Genomic DNA, 16,378 nt, shown 5'->3' with positions numbered 1-16,378 from the left:
ACTTAACTTAGTTGAATATTTTATGGTCCCTATCAATGGTAAGGACTTCTTCATTAAGCAATATTTCTGCCAGGGCCGAGGTTTTTGACAGCTCGTATTTATAGTAAAACTTCATGGCGTGTATTTTACTGAGATAAAAATCCCTTGGATATTTATTGTCTTCTGCTTTCAGGGCATTTTTCGCATTTACGGCCATATCTAACCAAAGCCAACCAATAATTATGTTGCCAAAGAATTCCATAAATACCGTAGCGTCTGAAAGGAAGCGTTCATAGTTGCCTTTTTGTGCAAAGGGAATAAGAAATTTAAGCACTTGCTGTACCAATTCCAGTTTGTTTCCCAGGGTTTTGGCGTAAGACGCAAGCTCCTCATGGGCAGATGCTTGCTTAATAGTATCCATTATTTCTGCGGATAATAATTGTAAGCCAATACCATTATTCATGGTAACTTTCCTTCCCAACAGATCCAGAGACTGAATTCCTGTTGTCCCTTCATATATTGGGAAAATGCGAATATCCCTGTGATATTGCTGTAGAATAAAGTCGGAGCAAAAACCATAGCCACCAAGTACCTGAAGCCCGTTACTGACAGAAACAGATCCCATTTCTGAAGGATAGGTTTTGGCAATTGGGGTAAGCATTTCTAATAAGTTGTGATATTTTTCTCTTACTTCGGCGTCGGGATGTGTAACTGAAAGGTCTTGGTATTTGGATGAAAGAAGTACCAGACTCAAGGCACCTTCGGATATCACCTTTTGTAAAAGCAGCATTCGCTTTACGTCGGGATGGTTAATAATAAGGGTTTGTTCTTGTGAAACATCCTTTTTACCACTAGAGGTAAGACTTCTACCTTGAGGCCTTTCTTTTGCATAGGCGAGAGAAGCCTGATAAGCAGCCATGGCAATTGCCGCTGCACCGCGCCCCACTCCAATACGGGCTCCGTTCATCATCATGAACATATATTTTAATCCAAGATTGGCTTCCCCTACCAACCATCCTTCACAATCGTTTTTATCACCAAAAGATAAATGAGTAGTGCAATACCCTTTTTGACCCATTTTTTGAAAATCTCCCAGGGTGGCCACATCGTTGGAAATAAGATTTCCCTGGTCATCGGATCTGTTCTTGGGGACTACGAATAATGAAATTCCTTTGGTTCCTGCCGGGGCACCTTTTATCCGGGCCAGAACCAGGTGTACAATGTTTTCTACCCCCTGGTAATCCCCACCGGAAATAAATATCTTTTGACCGGAAATTTTATAGCTGTCGCCATCGGGTTCCGCAGTGGTTACTATATCTGACAGGGAGCTTCCCGCCTGAGGCTCTGTAAGGCACATGGTTCCGCCCCAGGCACCTGTCAGCATTTTTGGAACAAAAGTTTCCTTTAAATCCTCATTACCAAAATGCACAATTAATTCAGCAGCACCCAGGGTGAGTCCAATATATCCGGGCAAATGGTTATTTGCTGTCTCCTGTAAATATGTTGCTGCGGTAACTACCATACTTGGCATTTGCAGGCCGCCAACTTCATAATCAAAGAGAGCAGCAATAAGGCCCATTTCTCCACCCTTTTTCATATATTCTCTCACCTGGGGGTGTACTATAATTTCTCCATCCTCAAAATAGGCAGCATGGGCGTCCATTTCCTGGAAGTATGGGTAGAGTTCCTTATCCGAAAAATCTTTGGTGGCATTTATAAAAAGTTCCACAGATCCTAGATCATAGTCCTTAAAACGGGCCTGATCTAAAACTTCCTGGAGGTTATGCACATTATAAAGTAAAAATTTGAGGGTATCAATATCGATATACTGCCTAGCCATAGCACTTCCGGATTTTTATTAGGTCTTCTAAGATAACAGATAAAATGAAAGCAGGCTAGTAAAGGAGAAGAAATGCTTAAATCCTTAAAAAGGAGTACGTATGGCTTAAATGGATCCTGATAATTTCAAAATATACCACGGACTTACCAGCTTAAAGATCAATAAGCTGAACTGTATAATTATGAATAAAACGATAACATTTCGGAGATAAGATTTAGAGCCAATTATTTAATGGGTCTTACCATAATATCTTTGTAGAACACCACGCTTCCAGGATCGTGCCCCTGTAAGGCAAATGTGCCTCCCCGGAGAATTCTATGTTTATCACCATCACCTCTTTTTGGCTGTTCTGGTTGGGTGTAGTCTACCGTAACTACATCATTAATTTTAACTATGACGCGGTTGTCTTTAACTTTTATGTATTCTGTGTACCATTCGTTATCTGTGGCATAATTTTCCTTAACATCTACAATGCCGTATAAACTCCCTGTTCGTTTCCAATCTTGTTGAGAATTATTCACCTGTACTTCGTACCCATATGATGGCCACCCATCTTCCTGATATTCAGTGTGGAAGTAGATCCCTGAGTTGGCCCCGGGTTTGGTCATCACCTTTGCTTTGAATTCAAAGTTTCTGAAATTGTGCTCTTCCACGGCTCCCACATAAAATAAATGGGCCCTGGGACCAGCCACCTTAATCTGTCCGTCCACCACCGAAAAGGTGTCGGCGTTTTCACCTACTTTCCAACCATCCAGGCTCTTGCCATCGAACAGGGGTACCCATTCTGAGGTCTCCTGAGCACTGGAAGTAACCAATACAGTTAAGCAGAAAATTAATGAGAATAAGGATTTCAGTAAAGCTTTCATATCTAAGATCTTAAATTTATGGATAAGGTATAAAAAAAAGTACTTACCTAGACATTGGATGTTTTTGCCCCAACCTATCGATGAGAATGGTTTAAAACTTTAATAATTGTTGGCGATAGCTTAATTTGGTCCCAGAAACATTTGATATGAAATTAGACTACTATAAAATAGATCAAATTGTAGCCGGATATATGAACCGTTGGGGTATACCTGCCATTCGCTTTTCCTTTGCTATAATTTTCTTTTGGTTTGGTATCCTGAAGCCTTTGGGGGTATCCCCTGCCGAACCGCTGTTAAAAGCAACTGTGGCCTGGCTGCCTTTTATTGAACCTGAGGTATGGCTAAATCTGATCGGGTGGTGGGAAATGGTTATAGGATTGTGTTTTTTGTCTAAAATCACCACCAGGATTGCTATTCCTTTATTGTTCTTACAAATGTTTGGTACCTTTTTGCCCCTGATCTTCCTGCCGGAGACTACATTTCAGAACGGCAACTATTTAATGCCTACCATGGAGGGACAATATATAATCAAGAACCTGATGATTATTTCCGCTGCATTTGTCATTGGAGGTAGTTTCTATCAAAAACCCGCACAAGAAAAGTTGGCGGGATAAATTGTTCCTGAGTTAAACAATGGGTGAAGTAAGTTTAATCTTTTGTGTAGCGCAGCCCAATAAACAGTGAAAAGGTTATTTTAAGCCAATTTAGCCTTGTTTCTTTTAGTAGTAAAAGAAAGCGCTTTCTTTACTCTAGAATTACTTCTCTTATACAAACGAGCAACTTCAGTAGTAGTTTCTTTAACTTCTTCGTTAGTATCGGTTACAATACCCATTTCTATAGTAGCAACCTTAACTTCAGTTGTAGTATCCTGAGCCTGTGCAGCGAATCCGATAAGAAGAACAAAAATTAAAGTTATAAGCGTTTTCATGACTTGCGTTTTTATATAATAAAAACGCAGTTCAGCGTATCCTGGCGGGTTGTAAACCGTTCAAAACCCTTTATTTTTCGGTAACTGACAAATTCTGGGTTAAAGTGCAAAAAATGTCCGATAAACGTCGAATAGGGCAAAATCACTTTACCGAAATTAGCTGCAGTTTATCGGAGAGAATAGGGTTTCACCATGCTCTAAGAGCAGGGTTTTATAAGGATTTTACTGTTCTTAATCGGATTAAACGACACTTCATGGATAAACTTGAGCGGTAAACTTCTTAAACATATAGGTGAAGGAGGGTATGTTAAGGGATGAATAAGTAAAAAATAATGCAGGGTATCTGGCTTCTAAGGCTTACCAGTCATAGGGCCCACAATTCATCCGGTGACTTCCATTTTGTAGTAAACAGAACCATTTATAAACTTAGCATCGCCTTTACAACGCCAGTCTCCGGTTGTAACCAGGAATCAAAGTTCTTGATCATTTGTTCAAAAGGTACCTCATGGGTGATATAGGCCTCAGTAGGGAACTCGCCACCTTCCAACACCTCTTTTACCCTTAACATGTCTTCTATTGTGGCATTTCTACTACACATCAGGGTGGTTTCCCTGCTATGAATAAAAGGATGATTAAAACTCAGGTCTCCTTTATGATGGCCTACCAGTACATACCTGCCCCCGTGAGCCATGTATTGCACCCCGGATTCCAGGGCCTGCTTATTCCCTGTGGCATCTATTACCAGGGTAGGGAGTTCATTGTCATTGCACGCAAGAAGTGTTTCTAATGGATTTTCCAAAGCATTAACAAGATGTCTGACTCCAAAAGCAGATTTGGTGTACTCCAGACGCTGCCTGCTAACATCCATAGCAATGACATTGGCCCCATCAAGCTGTGCCAATTTTATAATTCCCAAACCAATAGGGCCGCAACCTACCACTAATACAGATTCTCCTTTTATAAGTTGTGCCCTTCTAAGGCTATGCGCTCCAATGGCCAGGGGTTCTACAATGGCAATCTCCTTATCTGTTAACTTTCCTGAAGGTAGCAGTATATCGGTAGGCAGGCTGATGATCTCCTGCATTCCACCGTCTGTATGTACACCCAAAACAGCTATATCTGTACAGCAATTGGTTTTTTCGTTTCTACAGGCTATGCATTTTCCACAACTTAGATAAGGCATAATTATTACCTTTTCTCCCACCTTCAGCCCCTGTGGATTATCTCCTATTTCTATTATTTCCGCCGCCAGTTCATGACCTAATATTCTGGGATAGGTAAAAAAGGACTGGTTGCCCTGGTAGGCATGAAGGTCTGTTCCGCAAATGCCTATTTTTGTAATGCGGAGCAATGCTTCCCCTTCTTTACGTTGAGGGAGACCTTTTTCTTCTAACAAGAAAGTTCCGGGTTCTTTACATACTATATACTTCATCTTCCTTTTAATCAATTAGTCCAAATACCCTTGGCAACCACAATGAAAGCTCCGGGAAATAGGTGATGATCAACAGTACCAGGGTCATTACGGCAAGTAAAGGCAACAGTGGCTTAATTACCCTGGTTACAGGAACTTTAGCCACACCGCTCCCTACAAAGAGCAAGGTGCCCACCGGCGGGGTACAGACTCCTATACACAAGTTTAGAACAATGATCATCCCAAACTGCACAGGATGCATCCCCAATGCAATAGCTACCGGGAGAAAAATGGGGGTAAAAATCAATACAGCGGGGGTCATATCCATAAAAGTACCCACTATGAGCAAAATAATATTGATCATCAGGAATATTAAAATTGGATTACTCACATTCTCTAATAAGGCTGAGGTTAGCAATTGTGGGATACCTTCAAAAGAAAACATCCATGACATGGCCATAGAGGTGGCAATAAGAAACATAACTATAGCCGTTGTTTTTGCACTGCGCAGTAATAAGGGTTTAAAATCACTGAATTTAAGTTCTTTATGTACAAATCCCAGGATTACGGCATAGACCACGGCAATGGCGGCCGCTTCGGTGGCTGTAAATACTCCGACTACAATACCGCCTACTACAATTATCAGGAGGGTTAAACTCAGTATTGCTCTTCTGAAATCCAGAAATAGTTTTTTAAATCCTACCCTTGGGGCTTTGGGCAATTTCATTCGCTTAGCATATACGTAGACCATAATCATCAGTGCAAGCCCTACTAATATTCCCGGAACATAACCAGCTACAAAAAGTGCCGCAACGGAGGCCGTTCCCCCACTGGCTAATGCAAAAATGATCAGTACATTGCTGGGAGGTATTAACAAACCCGTGGTTGAGGAACTAATATTTACTGCTGCACTGAATTCCCTGGGATAGCCTTCTTTCTCCATTTTATCTGTCAGGGTACTTCCTATGGCCGATGCTGCGGCCACTGCCGACCCTGAAATGGCGCCAAAGAGCATGGCGGCAATGATATTCACAAATGCGAGTCCGCCTGGGAGGCTGCCTATAAGTGATTTGGCAAAATCTATCAACCTTTTGGCGATACCTCCGGTATTCATAATCTCCCCGGCTAAAATAAAGAAGGGGATAGCCAGTAAGGCAAAATTATCAATGCCGGTAGTCATCCGTTGAGCAGCTGTGGTTGTGGCTGGTAAAAAGGCAATATTTATTATTAAAGTCAATGTCGTAGAAATGCCAATGGCATAGGCAACAGGAACCCCATAGGCCAACAGCCCGATGAAACTCAGAAAAAGAACTAGAATGCTTATTGTTTCAATACTCATCTTAAAAGTTTAGTTTCCTGATATTGTAAATTGAAAAAAATATGATCATCATACCCGAAATGGGTACAATGGCGTACACAAATCCCAGGGGAATTTGCAGGGCGGAGGAGATCTGGCCAAGTGTTAATGTGGTGTATACCAAATTACCACCTCCCAGAACCATAATAATCAATGCAAATAAGGCCATTAAGACCTGGATTACTTTTTGTCGTCTTACTTTCTTTGCTGCCGGGAGTTTTGACAACAGAAAATCCATAGACAGATGCCCGTCTTTACTTCCGTTAATGTAGGCCGCACCCAGCACAGTTAACCATATTAACGAAAACCGGGCAAACTCCTCAGTAAAAGAGCTAGACTGGCCCACAACATAGCGAGACACTACCTGCCATACTACGTCTATAACCAGCAAAGAGAAAATGATCACCAGGAGGGTTTCTATGGTCTTGTTTAAGGAAGTATAGATTTTTTCCATTAGTTAGCGTTTATTTGATCTATAATTGGTTTTAAGTCGGGATGCATTAGCAACTTCTCCATAATGGGTTTCGACTTTTTAATAAAGGGTGCTTTCTGCGGATAGATAAATTCTACTCCTTTTTCTTTGAGCATCTTCATATTTTCAACCACGGTTTCTTTCCAGAACTGCTTTTGTTTGGCAACACTCTGTTTGGCCGAATCGTCTAGCCAACCCTTTTCCTCATCTGATAATTGGTTCCAGAATTTTGTTCCGATCACCACTACATCCGGGACCATGGTATGCTCATCAAAAATGTAGTACTTGCATACTTCAAAATGGTTGGAGCTTACGAATGATGGAATGTTATTTTCTGCCCCGTCCACCACATTTTGTTGCAAGGCAGTATAGAGTTCTCCAAAGGCCATAGGGGTGGCTGCAGCGCCCAGGGTATTGGCCATATCCACAGACATTTGATCGTTTTGTACTCTTAACTTTAATCCGGCAAGATCATCAGGAGAATTTACCGGTCTGTCTTTGGTATAAAAACTCCTTGCACCCGCATCGTAGAAACAGATTCCACGCAAGAGATATTCAGTACCACTTGCCAGTAGTTGTTGGCCTACATCGCCTTCAAGGTTTTTAAAAAGGTGTTCACTATCCCGAAACAAGTAAGGGATAACCAGCACCTGATATTCCGGCGCAAAATTAGACAGGGCTGAGGCGCTTACCTTGGTCATGGCTATACTTCCTATCTGCAATAGTTCCAGGGTTTCTCTTTCCGAACCCAACTGCCCATCCGGAAATACTTTGATCTGCAATTTCCCACCGGAATTTTTAAGAAGGGCCTCTTGCATAATCAGAATCCCCTTGTGAACAGGATGTGAAGTGGGAAGTGAATGTGCAAAATAAAGCGTCTTTCTGTTTTTGTTGGCGGAACAAGACAATATCATTAAGGAAGTAAGGGCTATCAGGGCAAATGAAAAAACCCGTAGTAACCATTTCTGTTGAGTTAAATACTTCATTAATGTATGCTTTGCATCTTTTAAGTTAAGGTCGGACAGTGGCTTATTGATAATTAAAATAGTCTTTTGCGTTGTAATAACAAATGTCTTCTATTATTTGGCCAATCCAGTCCATGTCGTCAGGTAATTCTCCGTTCTCTATATCAGTGCCGAACAAATTACAAAGAATACGCCTGAAATATTCATGTCGTGGATAAGAAAGAAAACTTCGTGAATCTGTTAGCATACCAATAAAACAGCTGATAAGACCAATATTAGAAAGTGCATTTAATTGTTGGGTCATCCCATCTTTCTGGTCTAAAAACCACCAGGCAGATCCAAACTGGACTTTACCCTTTATACTACCATCATTAAAGTTCCCAATCATAGCTGCCATTACTTCATTGTCAGCAGGGTTTAGGTTGTAAATTATGGTTTTGGGAAGTACATTTTTACTGTCTAATTTATTTAGAAATGTGGATAGTTTCCTGGCCTGGGAGAAATCGCCTATAGAATCCCAGCCGGTATCTGGCCCAAGAAGCTGGTGCATTCTGCTATTGTTATTTCTTAAGGCTCCTAAATGATATTGCTGTACCCAGCTAAATTCGTGGTAGGTCTCTGAAAGGAAAAGGAGCATGGCACTCTGAAACTTTGCCACTTCTACAGTACTTATTTTTTGATTGCTTCTCTTTCTCTTAAAAATCGACTTTATTTCAGATGCCGTAAAATCTTCCGCATACAAATGCTCCAGCCCATGATCTGATAAGCTGCATCCATTTTCGTTAAAGAAGATAATTCTATTTCTAAGGGCCTCGCACAGGTCGTTATAAGAGCTAATTGTAATGCCAGTAACGTCTTCTAATTTGTCCAGGTAATCGTTATAGGATGCCGCCCCGATAAAAATGGCTTTATCTGGCCTGAAGGCCGTACCTACTTTGGTTTTAAAATTGCTCTTAGCAATTTTCCTGTGGTGTTCCAAAGTGTCTGTAGGGTCTTCAGTGGTACACAGCACTTCAACATTCATTTTGGTCAGCAAATTTTGACAGCTAAATTCGGGGCTGTTTAATTTTTCTGAAGTTTCACGATAAATGGCTTCGGCACTTTGAGTATTTAATGCATCTGAAATTCCAAAATACCTCTTCAACTCCAGGTGGGTCCAATGATATAATGGGTTTCTCATGGTATGGGGCACTGTATGTGCCCATTTTTGAAACTTTTCAAAATCACTGGCATTCCCGGTAATGTATTTTTCATCTATCCCCAAAGTCCGCATGGCCCTCCATTTGTAATGGTCTCCATTGATCCATATCTCGGTGATGTTGTTAAAGATCTTATTTTCCGCTATTTCTTCAGGGGGCAGATGGTTGTGATAATCTATAATCGGCATATTGGCCGCATGGTCATGATATAGCGTTTTCGCATACTTGTTATTTAATAAAAAATCATCATGAATGAATGTGCTTTTTTTGCCCATTGTATAGCTGGATTATGCCTGATGGTTGTTTTTTTCACTTCCTACCTTAAGCTACAAGATAAAAATAAATTTTAGATAACGTTAACGTTAACGGAATAATTTATTAAATTCGTTGGTACTCACATATACGGGCACCAATTGATATAAACCAGCAAGTTTTTGCACACAGATTTAATATAATTATGAAGAAAATTAAAATACAGTTTTTAGCGCTATTTCTTATAGGGAGTTGCGCAGTTACTGCCCAGGAAAACTGGGAAATGTTGTTTAACGGTAAAGACCTTTCCAACTTTCAGCAACTCAACGGGGACGCTTCTTATGAAATAAAGGATGGACAATTAATCGGAACATCAAAACTTGGTACTCCTAACAGTTTTATGGCTACAAAAAATACCTATGGGGATTTTATATTGGAGTTTGATGTATTTGTTGAGAACGGATTAAACTCCGGCGTGCAATTCAGAAGCCTTAGTATTCCAGAATATATGGATGGGAGGGTGCACGGCTACCAATGTGAAATAGAAACAAGCGACAGAAAATGGGCCGGGGGGGTATATGATGAAGCAAGAAGTGGCTGGCTTTATCCATTGTCCAGAAACCCTAAAGGCCAGAATGCATTTAAGCCTGGTCAGTGGAACCATTACAGAATTGAGGCCGTAGGTTCCTCTATTCGTACATGGATCAATGATGTACAATGTGCCAATTTGGTAGATGATACAACCGCTGAGGGCTTTATTGCCTTTCAGGTACACAGTATTCATGATGAAAGCTTAGAAGGTAAAATTGTGAAGTGGAAAAATATAAAAATCAGCACTACAAATCTGGAAGGTTCCAGAAAACAGCCAGACACGGAAGTTCCGGAAATAAGTTATTTAAAGAACAGGCTGACCGATAATGAAACTAGGAAAGGCTGGCGCTTGTTGTGGGATGGTACATCTACTCAGGGTTGGAGAGGTGCAAAACTCGATAAATTCCCGGAGAAAGGATGGGAAATAAATGACGGATTGCTTACCGTATTGTCTTCCGGGGGGTACGAATCTAGAAATGGGGGAGATATTGTCACTACGGGTGCCTTCAGCAATTTTGAGCTGAGTGTTGATTTTAGAATAACTGAAGGAGCCAATAGTGGTATTAAGTATTTTGTGGATGCCGAACTTAATAAAGGCGAAGGTTCTGCAATTGGCTTAGAGTTTCAGGTGTTGGACGACAAAAAACACCCAGATGCAAAAATGGGAAAGAACGGAAACAGGACAGTAGGCTCCTTGTACGATTTAATCAGGGCCGAAAATGATGATAGTTCCAGAGGGAAAAATTTTAAAGGAGTAGGCAAATGGAACAACGCACGCATAGTGGTTAGGGATGGACATGTAGAACACTGGCTGAATCAGGTAAAAGTGGTAGAGTTCAACAGGTTTAGTCAGATTTTCAAAGCGCTGGTAGAGAAGAGCAAATACGAAAAATGGGAGAATTTTGGACGGCTGCCTCAGGGCCTGATTTTACTCCAGGATCATGGGGATGAAGTATCTTTTAAAAATATTAAAATAAGGGAATTTTAAACTAATTATCATGGGCAAAAACAGACGCAGTTTTATTAAGAAATCGGCTTTGGCATCTGGCGGAATCGTATTAGGTGCAAATGCTATGAGTGCTAGTAGTTACAGGAAAATATTGGGTTCAAATGATCGTGTACGTGTTGGGATATCCGGGTTTTCCAATCGTGCAAAAGGAGCGCTAATACCTGCATTTAACGGACATTCAGAAAAGCAGAATTTTGAAATTGTCGGGGTTTCAGATATTTGGAATCGTCGTAGAGATGAAGGTGCAGCCTTTATTAAGGAAACCACTGGTAACAAAATAAAACAATGGGAAAATAACGAAGAAATGTATGCCCGGGATAAGATTGATGCCGTCATCATTTCAACAGCAGATTTTCAGCATGCCTTGCATACGGTACAGGCCGCTACTGCAAAAAAAGATGTGTATTGCGAAAAGCCTTTTGCAGAAACGATGGCTGATGCCCGGGTAGGCTTAAAGGCGGTAAAAGATTCGGGGATTGTATTTCAAATTGGATCTCAGAGAAGGAGTGGGGCCAATTACCATGCGGCAGATGAGTTTATTAAATCTGGTAAGTTTGGAGATATTGTAATGGTGGAAATGACCTGGAATGTGAACCAGCCCGGAAGATGGCGCCTGCCTAAATTAACAAGCGAAATCAGAGAATCGGATACGGATTGGAAACGGTATCAGATGAACCGGCCTCCGGCTGCCTGGGACCCCAGAAAATATTTGGAATATAGGTTATTCTGGCCGTATTCTTCCGGAATCCCTGGCCAATGGATGTCTCACCAAATAGATACTGTTCACTGGTTTTCTGGCCTGAATCATCCCAGAAGTGTAGCGGCCAATGGAGGGATATACCTATGGAAAGACGGTCGCAAAAACTTCGATACCATGTCTGCGGTATTCGATTACGGCCCGGCAGATGATATGAGTTCGGGTTTTCAGGTAACTTATTCTTCAAGATTTACCAATTCGGCCGGTGGCACCAAAGAAATTTATTATTCCAATGGCGGGGAGTTAAACCTGGATACCAATAAAGTTAGTGATAATGGAGGGCTCACGGAACGGTTTGCAAGCGCAATGGATATGCAACCCAATAGATTGGCAGCGTTTAATTTGTCTGAGAATGCCCCAAAAGTGGTTACCTCTGCAAATACGGGGGCAGATAACATGACCTCATTGCATATGCTGAATTGGATGGAATGTGTCAGAAGTCGCAATACTACAAATGGTCCGGTAGAAGCAGGATATAACCATTCTATTGCTAACATCATGACCACGGCAGCACTTAGGACCGGATTAAAAGCAACCTTTGATGAGACAACACAAGATGTGCTGGCGGGCGGAAAAGTATTTCAATATTAATAAAGTTGAAGATGTTGCGAAATTTAATATATAGTTGTTTAGTGGTTCTACTGCTTACCGTTTCTTGCAAAGACAAGAAAGCGGCATCCGAAAGTGAAATCGCTATTGAAAACCAAAAAGATCTTAGTCCCAGGATTGCTTTCGTCCATGACCCTGCCAGTAAGAAAGTAGCCGTAAAAATCAATGGCGAACTGTTTACCAATTATGTATATGATGGCCAAACCCCTAAACCTATATTGTACCCAATTCTCACCAAGAGTGGAAAGACGGTCACCAGGGGTTTTCCTTATCAGCCAAGGCCTAATGAGCGTATAGATCATCCTCATCATGTTGGTTTATGGTTGAATTATGGGGATGTTAATGGTTTGGATTTCTGGAATAATTCATATGCCATTCCAACGGAAGAAAAACATAAATACGGTACTATTTTCCACCAGGAAATAGTAGACCAGAATGAGGACGAAGGGATGCTTACCACTAAAGCACTCTGGCGTTCTCTTGATAGTGTTGATCTTTTGGAGGAAACAACACAGTATGTTTTTAATGAAACGGGAAATACCAGATACATAGACAGAATAACCACTTTAAAGGCACTGCAGGAGGTAGATTTTAAAGATAACAAAGAAGGTATGATAGCCATACGTGTTACCCGGGAACTGGAACTTCCTTCTGACCAGGCTGCAGTTTATACCGATGCAGAAGGCAATGTCACAACGGTTAAGGTTTTAAGCAATGAAGGGGTAAACGGCGATTATCTGGGGAGTGAAGGTCTAAGGGGTAATGAGGTCTGGGGAAGCAGGAATAAATGGGTAAAGCTCCAAGGGAGTATGGATGCCGAAACGGTTTCAATTACCATTATTGATCACAACAAGAATGTGGGCTTTCCTACTTACTGGCATGCCAGAGGGTATGGACTTTTTGCTGCAAACCCCTTAGGGCAGGCAATTTTTTCTGAAGGCAGGGAAAACTTAAATTTCAAATTAAAGAAAGGAGCATCTACCATTTTTAAGTACCGGATACTAGTGCACAATGGCTCCGAATTATCGGGGGATGAAATTGATCAGTTTTTTAAATCATTTAATCAGTAGGAGCAACGTAAAAACTTTGAAAATGAAACGTATTATTTTGGTAATCTGTATTTTGGGGTGTACGTCATCTGCTATGGCCCAGGCATCCGCAGGTAAAATGGAGACAATTTTTGATGGGGATAGTTTTGAGCACTGGCAGCTGCCTGAAAATAATATTTGGTGGAGCATGGAGGCAGGAGCACTTTGGGCTAAAAGCGATCCTGACCAGTTGGGGTCTATACTTTGGACCAAAGAGGAATACAACGATTTTGTAGTGCAATTAGACTTTAAGTTTGGGGAGGGTACAGTTGATTCCGGGATTTTTATGCGGGGTGATGACGAAAAAAACCCCCAGATTCAGATTGGGGAATCAGGATCTCTGAAACGAGATATGACCGCATCGCCCTATGTGCCAAAAATGGGTTATCCGGTAGAGGCCAATGGCATTGCAGAGCTATTGAAATGGGATCAGTGGAATACCATTAAGGCTATGGCAAAGGGAAATTCTTATAAAGTTTGGTTAAATGGCAAGGAAGTGATGAGCTACACCCTTAAAGATGCCAATTTAAAAGGCCCAATCGGACTGCAGCTTCATCCCAATCGCGAGATGTCTATACAGTTCAAAGATATACGCGTTAAGCGCCTGTAGTATTATCTATCAGACTGTCTAAATAGTTAGATTTTTAATTCAGATATGGGAATTAAACGAATAGCAAAATTGGCAAATGTATCTATTGGTACCGTAGACAGGGTATTGCATAAAAGATCCGGGGTAGCCAAGGAAACCGAAAAAAGGGTCCTTAAAATTATTGAGGAGACCGGCTATGTTAAGAATACTTCGGCAAGCCGGCTTAAGTTGGCCTCGGTTAAAAAAATACGGATGGCGGTTTTAATTCCCAGGGAGAATAATACACAGCAATGGAACTATTGGAGACTTCCAAAAGAAGGCATATTAAAGGCCGTTGAAGAGCTCAGTGAAATGGGTGTAGAGGTCGACTTTTATTCTTTTTTAAATTCCACTTCTTTTGCTGCCAGGGGTCATGAAATTTTCGCTGAGGATTATGACGCTCTGGTAACTGTCCCCTTTTTTAAGAAGGAGAGTAATGAATTACAGCAACTGGCTAAAGCCAAAGACATCCCGGTTGTTTTTTTGGATACGGAAATTGCCCTGGACGGCCCTGCAAATTTCATCCGTCAAAATTCGCATAATGCAGGTAGGGTAGCCGGAAGATTGCTGCATGGACTGGTGGGTAGCGAAGGCGATTATTTTATCGTAAACATTATCAATGACAAAGGGGTGCATGCCAGCGGACAGCAAAGGGAAGATGGATTCAGGGCATTTTTTAAATCGATCAACCAAAAGGTAAGTATTCAATCTATTCAACACGCGGTGGATGTTGCCCCTGTGTTTGTGGGGGAAATGATAGAAAAATTAAAGAAAGATGCCCCCAAAGGGATATTTGTGACCAATTCCAGAGCGCACCTGATTCCGCGGTTGCTTATGAGCCATGATGTGCGCAATGCCTTTGTTGTTGGTTTTGATTTAAATGAGAGAAATTTAATGTGTTTGCAGCGGGATGAGATTGATTTTCTGATTAATCAAAAGCCAGATTATCAGGGCTATGCTGCTATAAAGGGCTTGTTTAATTTTCTGACCAAAGAGGATGCATCTGCTCTCAATCTGCAAATCCCTGTGGAAATCATAGTAAAGGAAAATGCTCCGCAATTTTAAAGGCATTCATAAATACCCTGTACTTACTTAAACAAAATTTTACATGGTATATGGTTAGATAAATAGTTGCTCAATTGCTGGGCTAATACCCCTGCCCCAAAGTTTTACAATTACCACCACCCGGTTTTTGTCCCTTTCCATTATCACATCTGGTTGCATCGCCATTTCCATCCCAGCATCCGGCGGTATACCACCAGCCATCATACAATACATCTATTTTACTGAATGAAATGCCCTGACCTCTCGCTTTGGCATTAGTTGTCGAATTGGCCGTAAAAACTCTAATAAAAGCTCCATCTGAGGAGGTTGCTACGTTTAATTTTTCACCAGGAGCAACAATTACTGATTCACTGGTTTTTCCATTGCTCAAATTAATAAATTCACCCCCCTGGTTCATAAATATTAAATATTTGTCTTTATAATCACAGTTTGAATCCCCTGAATTATTAGAATTGTGAAGTGTGCCTTCAACCCAGCCTTGAGCCATTTTCATTCCCTTAGATGAATTACTTTCACCATTTTTACCTGTTTTTGCAGCCTTTTCTTTTTTTGCTTGTTCCTTTTTACGAATATCGTTCCTATCTGGGAATGCTGGTGGATCAATATCCTTTCTAAGATTTTCAAACCATTTGTGCATAGCCCTCCTAAATGCAGTGTCGATTTTATCATTGATTTCGCCGGGACCGTAATAATTATGCTCATCATCTACTGGAATATTTGGATTTACATTTTTACCTACGAGAACACCTTTTGAGTTGCGATTATAAGTTAGGTAGAGTTTTCCGTTTCGATCATATTTTTTCCAGCTGGTAATCTCTCCTTTCTCATTTATATGAAATTTCTCGAACATTATAAACTCTGTCTTGTTTTTTGAACTTTTTATTATTTCATCATGTTCCCAATTGTTTAGAAGGTCTTTTCGAAAGATTCTTTTCCCTATTAACCTACCATACTTATCAGCGTACTCACAAGTGTAAACCGTTCTGAGTCTTTGATCCGTAGTTTTTGTAATTATCTCGGTGCCTCCATTTTTTAAAGTGATTGTCTTGGTGAACTGGGCAGACACAAAAGCTGTTGTAAAAAAGAGAATAAAGATCAGAGCGTATTTTTTCATAACCGAAATATTAGGTGAATAATTATTTAAGCAATTCAATTGTGGGTGGGAATACCATTAGAATACATTCAATTTAATTAATAATATCTTAAAATACATTGTTTTCAATTATTTGAAATATTCACTTTGGCATAATTTATGTTTTCTCTATCTCACCATGTTATTTAAAATAAAGCATCTTCTGATTGCAGTAGGCACAGTCATTTTAGTCGGCCAAACGAGCTGTGGGTGCAAGAATAGAATTATTG

Annotated in this window: 15 protein-coding genes; 6 read left to right on the top strand and 9 right to left on the bottom strand. The window is 40.7% G+C overall.

Annotated elements, in window-relative coordinates; genetic code table 11:
• Positions 1–7: 7 nt before the first annotated feature.
• Both J1G40_RS08050 and J1G40_RS08045 read right to left on the bottom strand, forming a co-directional pair.
• Complete coding sequence (locus J1G40_RS08050) at positions 8–1,819, bottom strand: acyl-CoA dehydrogenase (RefSeq protein ID WP_265242105.1); 1,812 nt, start codon at positions 1,817–1,819, stop codon at positions 8–10.
• 224 nt (positions 1,820–2,043) lie between these two features.
• Entirely contained in the window at positions 2,044–2,685 is a 642-nt protein-coding gene (locus J1G40_RS08045; RefSeq protein WP_265242104.1) for a DUF1080 domain-containing protein, read from the bottom strand.
• A gap of 146 nt (positions 2,686–2,831) precedes the next feature.
• Here J1G40_RS08045 and J1G40_RS08040 point away from each other — a divergent pair, with 146 nt between their 5' ends.
• Positions 2,832–3,299, top strand: a complete 468-nt coding sequence (locus J1G40_RS08040; RefSeq protein WP_265242103.1) for a hypothetical protein — start codon at positions 2,832–2,834, stop codon at positions 3,297–3,299.
• Between the two features lie 80 nt (positions 3,300–3,379).
• Here J1G40_RS08040 and J1G40_RS08035 read toward each other — a convergent pair whose 3' ends face one another.
• The 6 genes from J1G40_RS08035 to uxaC all read right to left on the bottom strand — a co-directional run bounded on the left by J1G40_RS08035 (position 3,380) and on the right by uxaC (position 9,292).
• Positions 3,380–3,613 carry a hypothetical protein gene (locus tag J1G40_RS08035; protein ID WP_265242102.1) on the bottom strand — a complete coding sequence of 78 codons (234 nt, stop codon included), beginning with the start codon at positions 3,611–3,613 and terminating at the stop codon, positions 3,380–3,382.
• Between the two features lie 418 nt (positions 3,614–4,031).
• Positions 4,032–5,045, bottom strand: coding sequence for a zinc-binding alcohol dehydrogenase family protein (locus J1G40_RS08030; RefSeq protein WP_265242101.1), 1,014 nt, complete (start codon positions 5,043–5,045; stop codon positions 4,032–4,034).
• A 7-nt stretch (positions 5,046–5,052) separates the two neighbouring features.
• Positions 5,053–6,363, bottom strand: a complete 1,311-nt coding sequence (locus J1G40_RS08025; protein ID WP_265242100.1) for a TRAP transporter large permease — start codon at positions 6,361–6,363, stop codon at positions 5,053–5,055.
• Position 6,364: 1 nt separating this feature from the next.
• Complete coding sequence (locus J1G40_RS08020; RefSeq protein WP_265242099.1) at positions 6,365–6,835, bottom strand: TRAP transporter small permease; 471 nt, start codon at positions 6,833–6,835, stop codon at positions 6,365–6,367.
• Positions 6,835–7,839 carry a TRAP transporter substrate-binding protein gene (locus tag J1G40_RS08015; RefSeq protein WP_265242098.1) on the bottom strand — a complete coding sequence of 335 codons (1,005 nt, stop codon included), beginning with the start codon at positions 7,837–7,839 and terminating at the stop codon, positions 6,835–6,837. Before J1G40_RS08015 ends, J1G40_RS08020 begins: the two co-directional genes overlap by 1 nt.
• A 43-nt stretch (positions 7,840–7,882) precedes the next feature.
• Positions 7,883–9,292 (bottom strand): glucuronate isomerase, encoded by a 1,410-nt coding sequence (gene uxaC / locus J1G40_RS08010; RefSeq protein WP_265242097.1) that lies wholly within the window; start codon positions 9,290–9,292, stop codon positions 7,883–7,885.
• A 182-nt stretch (positions 9,293–9,474) separates the two neighbouring features.
• Here uxaC and J1G40_RS08005 point away from each other — a divergent pair, with 182 nt between their 5' ends.
• The 5 genes from J1G40_RS08005 to J1G40_RS07985 are packed head-to-tail and all read left to right on the top strand — an operon-like array spanning position 9,475 to position 15,016.
• Positions 9,475–10,848: a DUF1080 domain-containing protein gene (locus J1G40_RS08005; RefSeq protein WP_265242096.1), complete on the top strand. Its 1,374-nt coding sequence runs from the start codon at positions 9,475–9,477 to the stop codon at positions 10,846–10,848.
• A 10-nt stretch (positions 10,849–10,858) separates the two neighbouring features.
• The gene (locus tag J1G40_RS08000; protein ID WP_265242095.1) at positions 10,859–12,217 is read left to right on the top strand and encodes a Gfo/Idh/MocA family protein; all 1,359 of its coding nucleotides are present in this window, start codon (positions 10,859–10,861) and stop codon (positions 12,215–12,217) included.
• Between the two features lie 11 nt (positions 12,218–12,228).
• Positions 12,229–13,305, top strand: a complete 1,077-nt coding sequence (locus J1G40_RS07995; RefSeq protein WP_265242094.1) for a PmoA family protein — start codon at positions 12,229–12,231, stop codon at positions 13,303–13,305.
• Positions 13,306–13,327: 22 nt separating this feature from the next.
• Entirely contained in the window at positions 13,328–13,933 is a 606-nt protein-coding gene (locus J1G40_RS07990) for a DUF1080 domain-containing protein (RefSeq protein WP_265242093.1), read from the top strand.
• 45 nt (positions 13,934–13,978) lie between these two features.
• On the top strand, positions 13,979–15,016 hold the full coding sequence (locus tag J1G40_RS07985) for a LacI family DNA-binding transcriptional regulator (RefSeq protein WP_265242092.1): 1,038 nt from the start codon (positions 13,979–13,981) through the stop codon (positions 15,014–15,016).
• 82 nt (positions 15,017–15,098) lie between these two features.
• Here the strand turns inward: J1G40_RS07985 and J1G40_RS07980 are convergent, their stop codons facing one another.
• Positions 15,099–16,082: a hypothetical protein gene (locus J1G40_RS07980; protein WP_265242091.1), complete on the bottom strand. Its 984-nt coding sequence runs from the start codon at positions 16,080–16,082 to the stop codon at positions 15,099–15,101.
• Between the last annotated feature and the right edge of the window lie 296 nt (positions 16,083–16,378).

The sequence above is a fragment of the Muriicola sp. Z0-33 genome (genome assembly GCF_026126425.1).
In the GTDB taxonomy this organism is placed as follows: Bacteria; Bacteroidota; Bacteroidia; order Flavobacteriales; family Flavobacteriaceae; genus JAFMPW01.
This window is presented reverse-complemented; position numbering and strand designations above follow the sequence as displayed.

Coding starts and splice junctions, on each gene's coding strand:
- J1G40_RS07995 (WP_265242094.1), top strand. CDS start 12,229: ATGTTGCGAAATTTAATATATAGTTGTTTAGTGGTTCTACTGCTTACC.
- J1G40_RS08030 (WP_265242101.1), bottom strand. CDS start 5,045: ATGAAGTATATAGTATGTAAAGAACCCGGAACTTTCTTGTTAGAAGAA.
- J1G40_RS08050 (WP_265242105.1), bottom strand. CDS start 1,819: ATGGCTAGGCAGTATATCGATATTGATACCCTCAAATTTTTACTTTAT.
- J1G40_RS08015 (WP_265242098.1), bottom strand. CDS start 7,839: ATGAAGTATTTAACTCAACAGAAATGGTTACTACGGGTTTTTTCATTT.
- J1G40_RS08020 (WP_265242099.1), bottom strand. CDS start 6,835: ATGGAAAAAATCTATACTTCCTTAAACAAGACCATAGAAACCCTCCTG.
- J1G40_RS07990 (WP_265242093.1), top strand. CDS start 13,328: ATGAAACGTATTATTTTGGTAATCTGTATTTTGGGGTGTACGTCATCT.
- J1G40_RS08040 (WP_265242103.1), top strand. CDS start 2,832: ATGAAATTAGACTACTATAAAATAGATCAAATTGTAGCCGGATATATG.
- J1G40_RS07985 (WP_265242092.1), top strand. CDS start 13,979: ATGGGAATTAAACGAATAGCAAAATTGGCAAATGTATCTATTGGTACC.
- uxaC (WP_265242097.1), bottom strand. CDS start 9,292: ATGGGCAAAAAAAGCACATTCATTCATGATGATTTTTTATTAAATAAC.
- J1G40_RS08005 (WP_265242096.1), top strand. CDS start 9,475: ATGAAGAAAATTAAAATACAGTTTTTAGCGCTATTTCTTATAGGGAGT.
- J1G40_RS08045 (WP_265242104.1), bottom strand. CDS start 2,685: ATGAAAGCTTTACTGAAATCCTTATTCTCATTAATTTTCTGCTTAACT.
- J1G40_RS08000 (WP_265242095.1), top strand. CDS start 10,859: ATGGGCAAAAACAGACGCAGTTTTATTAAGAAATCGGCTTTGGCATCT.
- J1G40_RS08035 (WP_265242102.1), bottom strand. CDS start 3,613: ATGAAAACGCTTATAACTTTAATTTTTGTTCTTCTTATCGGATTCGCT.
- J1G40_RS08025 (WP_265242100.1), bottom strand. CDS start 6,363: ATGAGTATTGAAACAATAAGCATTCTAGTTCTTTTTCTGAGTTTCATC.